Origin of the sequence: Streptomyces silvae, from assembly GCF_016745505.1 — a bacterium.
GTDB lineage: Bacteria > Actinomycetota > Actinomycetes > Streptomycetales > Streptomycetaceae > Streptomyces > Streptomyces silvae.
Genome location: NZ_JAERUC010000045.1, coordinates 1 through 5,454 on the forward strand (window position 1 = coordinate 1; position 5,454 = coordinate 5,454).

General features: G+C 70.2%; 3 protein-coding genes. 2 read left to right on the forward strand and 1 reads right to left on the reverse strand.

The window, feature by feature from the left end; genetic code table 11:
* The coding region (locus JKV81_RS06750) for a HAMP domain-containing protein (protein WP_202075150.1) at positions 1–1,268 on the reverse strand (1,268 nt) is incomplete at its 3' end.
* Positions 1,269–1,681: 413 nt separating this feature from the next.
* Here JKV81_RS06750 and JKV81_RS06755 point away from each other — a divergent pair.
* Both JKV81_RS06755 and JKV81_RS06760 read left to right on the forward strand, forming a co-directional pair.
* Positions 1,682–4,309 (forward strand): SpoIIE family protein phosphatase, encoded by a 2,628-nt coding sequence (locus tag JKV81_RS06755; RefSeq protein WP_236055567.1) that lies wholly within the window; start codon positions 1,682–1,684, stop codon positions 4,307–4,309.
* Positions 4,310–4,393: 84 nt separating this feature from the next.
* Complete coding sequence (locus JKV81_RS06760; protein ID WP_202075152.1) at positions 4,394–5,332, forward strand: MerR family transcriptional regulator; 939 nt, start codon at positions 4,394–4,396, stop codon at positions 5,330–5,332.
* Positions 5,333–5,454 lie beyond the last annotated feature (122 nt).

Sequence of the window (5,454 nt, forward strand, 5' to 3'; positions counted from 1 at the left end):
TCCAGCATCTCGCCGGCCACGTCGACCGTGACCTTCTGCGTCATGTCACCGCTCGCCACCGCGGTGGTCACCTGCGCGATGTCCCGCACCTGCGTCGTCAGGTTCCGGAAGACCGTGTTCACCGAGTCGGTGAGGTCCTTCCAGGTGCCCGCGGCACCCGGCACCTGCGCCTGGCCGCCGAGCAGGCCCTCGCCGCCGACCTCGCTCGCCACGCGCGTCACCTCGTCGGCGAAGGTCCGCAGCGTCTCGGTCATCTGGTTGATCGTCTCGGCGAGCTGCGCGACCTCGCCGCGGGCGCTCACCGTGACCTTCTGCGACAGGTCGCCGTTGGCGACGGCCGTCGTCACCTCGGCGATGCCACGCACCTGGGAGGTGAGGTTCCCTGCCATCGTGTTGACGGAGTCGGTGAGGTCCTTCCAGACCCCCGCCACCCCCGGAACGGTCGCCTGCCCGCCCAGTTCACCCTCGGTGCCCACCTCACGGGCGACCCGGGTCACCTCGGAGGAGAACGACGACAGCTGGTCCACCATCGTGTTGACGGTGTTCTTCAGCTGGAGCATCTCACCGGCCACATGGACGGTGACCTTCCGTGACAGATCCCCCTTGGCCACGGCCGTCGTCACCAGGGCGATGTCGCGCACCTGCGCGGTGAGCCGGTAGGCCATGGTGTTGACGGAGTCCGTGAGGTCCTTCCAGGACCCGGACATGCCACGCACCTGGGCCTGACCACCCAGCTTGCCCTCGGTGCCCACCTCGACCGCTACGCGTGTCACCTGCTCGGTGAACGCGGACAGCTGGTCGACCAGGTTGTTGACCGTGCGGGCGACCTTCAGGAACTCCCCGCGCAGTGGACGTACGGTCTCGTCCGGAGCATGGGTGCGCAGCTCCATCCGCTGTTCGAGATCACCGTCGGCGACCGCGGAGAGTACCCGCCCGACTTCGGAGACGGGTCGCGCCAAGTCGTCGACCAGCTCGTTGGAAGCGTCGATCGCGGCGGCCCAGGAGCCCTCACAGGCACCGGTCTCCAGGCGCTCGGTGAGCTTCCCCTCGCGCCCGACCACGCGCCGCACACGGGCGAGCTCGCCCGTCAGGTGCAGATTGCGGTCAGCCACCTCGTTGAAGACGGCGGCGATCTCCGTGAGTACGCCGTCGCCGGAGACGGTGAGCCGCCTGCGGAAGTTGCCGTCACGCATCGCCACGAGGGCGGCCAGCAGTCTGTTCAGAGCTGCCGCGTCCACATCGATGGTCCCATTGCGCTGCTTTTTCACGGACTGCCCGCCTTTTGTGCGCGTTCCTGAACCCCGCGCCGCCACGCCAGACTCCACCGTGTCCCTCCCGCAGGGGTTGACCGTATCGCTCGGGCCATTACTCGGGCCGCTGTCGGAAGCTTGCCCACTTCCACTTTGGCTCACCGCCACAGCACACCGTCAACGGGTGACCATGCGGTCGTCAAATCGTTGAAACGTACCAGGCCGGAGCGGCAGGGGGAGGAAGGTCTCATGGTCATCCCATTTCCCTCACCAGGGGCCCCAATAGTTGTGCGCCCGGCGCACGGCCACGGTGGCCTGCGTACCCAAGTACGCCCTCGTGTACCCGGGACACCTGGCGAGCGTCTAGCCTGGCAGACGAATCGAAGCGGCGATATACGGGCACAGGACTCGGGGAAGCGACGAGACACCATATGGGGAGTGCTGTGATCACCGCGCGCGCGGCTGCCACCTTCGACCCGGTCGGACGCTCGGTCGCGACCGCCCGGGCTTTCGTCCGCGACACCCTCCAGGGGTGGGGTTACACGGACGTCGTTGACGACGCCGTCGTTCTTACCAGTGAACTCGTGACCAACGCGGTCGTGCACGCGGGCACGGCAGCCGACGTGCTCTGCCTGCGCACGGAGGACGGCGTACGCGTCGAGGTCTCGGACCACTACCCCGAGCGGGAGGTCCCGCTCCAGAGCTCCGGCCTCGACTTCGGCAGCCCGGACCGGGAGGGCGGCCGCGGGCTGCTCCTCTGCGCGGCGCTCGCCTCCCGCTGGGGCGTCGAGTACACCCCGACGCACAAGCACGTCTGGTTCCAGCTCGATCTTCCCGAACGCCCCGTGGGCATCCGTTCGGCGAGCCCGGTCCTTCCCACCTCGCTCCTGCCGGTTGCGGAACAGCGGGTGCGGGTGGCCGTCGTCCAGACCGACGGCTCCGGCTCCATCGCCTCCTGGAACGACGACGCCTCCTTCCTGTTCGGATACGCCGCCGAGCAGGTCGCCGGCAAGCAGCTCACCGACTTCGTGGCGTGGCCGCACACCCCGGGCACCAACACGGGCATCGCCGACGCACTGCAGCTCTCCCGCTGGGAGGGCAGCTACGGCATCCGCGGTGCCGACGGCCGGGTCATCCCGGTGTACGCCTCGCACCTCAGAGTCCGCGACGCCGACGGCGAGCCCTCAACCGTCTGTCTTCTCGTACGCGACTACGAACGCGCCGTGCTCCAGACGCCGGTGCGCGCCCCCGTCTCCGACAGCTCCGCCGAGAACCGCAGTACGGATCCGTTCGAGATCTTCATCGGTTCACCGGCCCCGGACGACCTCGACGGACTGCTCCAGCGCACCGTGGAGCGGGCGCGCGACATGCTGGACGCCGACGCCGCGTTCCTCCTGCTGGCCACCGATGACGAGACCGAGCTGGAGGTCCGTGCGACCACCGGTCTCCCCTCGGCCCGGCAGCGCTTCGCACGGGTCCCCGTGGAGGCCGGCACGGGCCGCTACGGCTCCGCCCGCATGCCCGCCGTCCACGAGGACCTCACCGTCGTCCCGGGCGCCGTACCGCTGCTCAGCGACACGGGGATGCGCTCCGTCGTCACGGTCCCCCTCAAGGTCGAGGGCCGGCTCACCGGCTCCCTCGGGGTCGCGGCCGAAGCGGCGGGACGGTACTCCAACGAGGAGGCCCTGCGCCTCCAGTTCGCCGCGGACCGCATCGCGCTGGCCGTCGAGTCGGCCAGGCTGGGCGAGCTGGAACGCCTCCGCCGAGGCTCGCTGTCCTTCCTCGTCGAGGCGTCCGACCTGCTGGCGGGAACGCTGGACAGGGACCAGACACTGGCGCTGATGGCACAGATGACCGTGCCCACCCTGGCCACCTGGTGCGCCGTCTACACGATCGCGGACCAGTCCTCGGAGCCGTATCTCTCCTATGTCCTCCATGAGGACGAGGAGCGCATCGACGGCCTCAAGGCCCTGCTCTCCTCCATCGACCCGCCGGACCCCGTCCCGGCCCCCGGCGCCCGCATCTGGCCTGCGCCCACGGAGGCCGGCCACGAGGCCGCCCTGCGCACCTCCAAGCGCACCCTGGGCAGGGGCGCACCCCTGAGCATGGGGGCGGCCGCCCGCACCACGCTGGCCACGGCGGTCGCCGTCGGCGGCGAGACCGTGGTCCTGCCGCTGGTGGCGAGGAACCGTGTGATCGGCATGCTCACCCTCGGCAAGCCCTCCGACGAGCACTTCCGCCAGGAGATCCTGGAGCTGGCCGAGGACCTGTCCCGACGGGCCGCGCTGGCCCTCGACAACGCCCGCCTCTACTCGGAGCGCATGGCGATCAGCCAGTCCCTCCAGCGGAGCCTGCTCCCGCCCGGCCTGCCCGATGTGCCCAACGTCGAGATCGAGGTCATCTACCGCGCGGCGGGCGAGGGCAACGAGGTCGGCGGCGACTTCTACGACGTGTTCCCCATCCGCGACGGTGCCTACGGCTTCGCCATCGGCGACGTCTGCGGTACGGGCCCGGAGGCGGCGGCCGTCACGGGCCTCGCCCGTCACGCCCTGCGTCTGCTGGCCCGCGAGGGCTTCGGCGGCCCCGCGGTGCTGGAGCGCCTGAACGCCGCCATCCTCGACGAGGGCGCGCGCAGCCGCTTCCTCACCCTGCTCTACGGGGAGTTGTGGCCCCAGGAGGACGGCAGCGCCCTCCTGAAGGTCGTCTGCGCCGGCCACCCGCTCCCCCTGCGTCTGCGCCAGAACGGCTCCGTGGAGGCCGCGGCCGAACCGCAGCCGCTGCTGGGCGTCATCGAGGACCTCGAGCTCTACGAGCAGGAGGTCACCCTGGAGCCCGGGGACGTACTCCTGTGCGTGACCGACGGAGTCACCGAACGCCGCGAGGGCACCCGCATGCTGGGTGACGACGGCCTGGCCGACGTCCTCGCCATGTGTACGGGCCTGACGGCCGGCGCGGTGGCGGGTCGCATCCTGCGGGCCGTCGAACGCTTCGCCGCGGAGCCCGCGTCCGACGACATGGCCATCCTGGCCATGCGGGTACCGGAGCCGCAGAACCTCTAGATCGCCGTCGCCGGGCGGTGCCTGCCGTATGCCGCTGCCATGGGCCTTGAGTCTCCAGTGACTGGAGACAGCAGAGTGGGGGACATGGACGTCACGACCCTCTACTCGATCGGGGAGCTCTCCCGGCGGACCGGCTTGTCCGTGAGGACCATCCGGTTCTACTCCGATTCGGGGGTCGTAGCGCCGACCACCCGTAGTCCCGCCGGCTACCGGCTTTACGACCTCGATGCACTGCTCCGTCTGGAACTCGTCCGCACCCTGCGCGAGCTGGGCATCGACCTGCCCATGATCCGACGGGTACTGGACCGCGAGCTCTCGGTGGCGGAAGTCGCCGCAGCGCACGCCGACGCCATGGACGTCCAGATACGGATGCTGCAACTGCGGCGGAGCGTGCTCCGGGTCGTGGCCGGCCGCGGGTCCAGTCCCGAGGAGACCAAGCTCATGCACAGGCTCACACAGTTGTCCGGCGAGGAACGCCGCCGTCTGATCGACGAGTTCATGGACGGCACGTTCGGCACGGTCGATGCCCACCCGGCCGCGGTGGCCATGGTTCGCGCCGCCACTCCCGACCTCCCCGACGACCCGACCGGCGAGCAGGTCGCCGCGTGGGTGGAACTCGCCGAGCTGGTCGGCGACGAGGACTTCCGTGCCCGGATGCGCCGCACAGCCCTGCGCCAGGCCGCCGGGCGTCCGCTCGGCATCGAGCGCGAGGCAGGCGAGGAACTGATGGGGTTCGCGCGTCAGAAGGTGGCCGAGGCCAGGGAGTCGGGCATCGACCCGCTCAGCAGCAGGGCCGCACCCGTCATCGACGACCTCGTCCACCGCTTCGCCGAGGCCTTGGCGCGCACCCCTGACGGGGAATTCCGGCACTGGTTGGCGCAGCGGTTCGAAGAGGCGCACGACCCTGTGGTGGACCGGTACTGGCGGCTGGTGTGGATCGTCAACGGCTGGCAGGTAGTACCGAACCTGATCCCCGTGTACCCCTGGCTCACGCAGGCCCTGCGAAGCGGCCTCGTCGCATAGTCACCGCGGTGGGCACGGCCCCGGATACGGGCAGCCAGCAAGAGAAAGGCCCCCGCCATCGGCGGGGGCCTTTCTCTGTGTTGAGCCCCAATGCGGAATCGAACCGCAGACCTTCTCCTTAC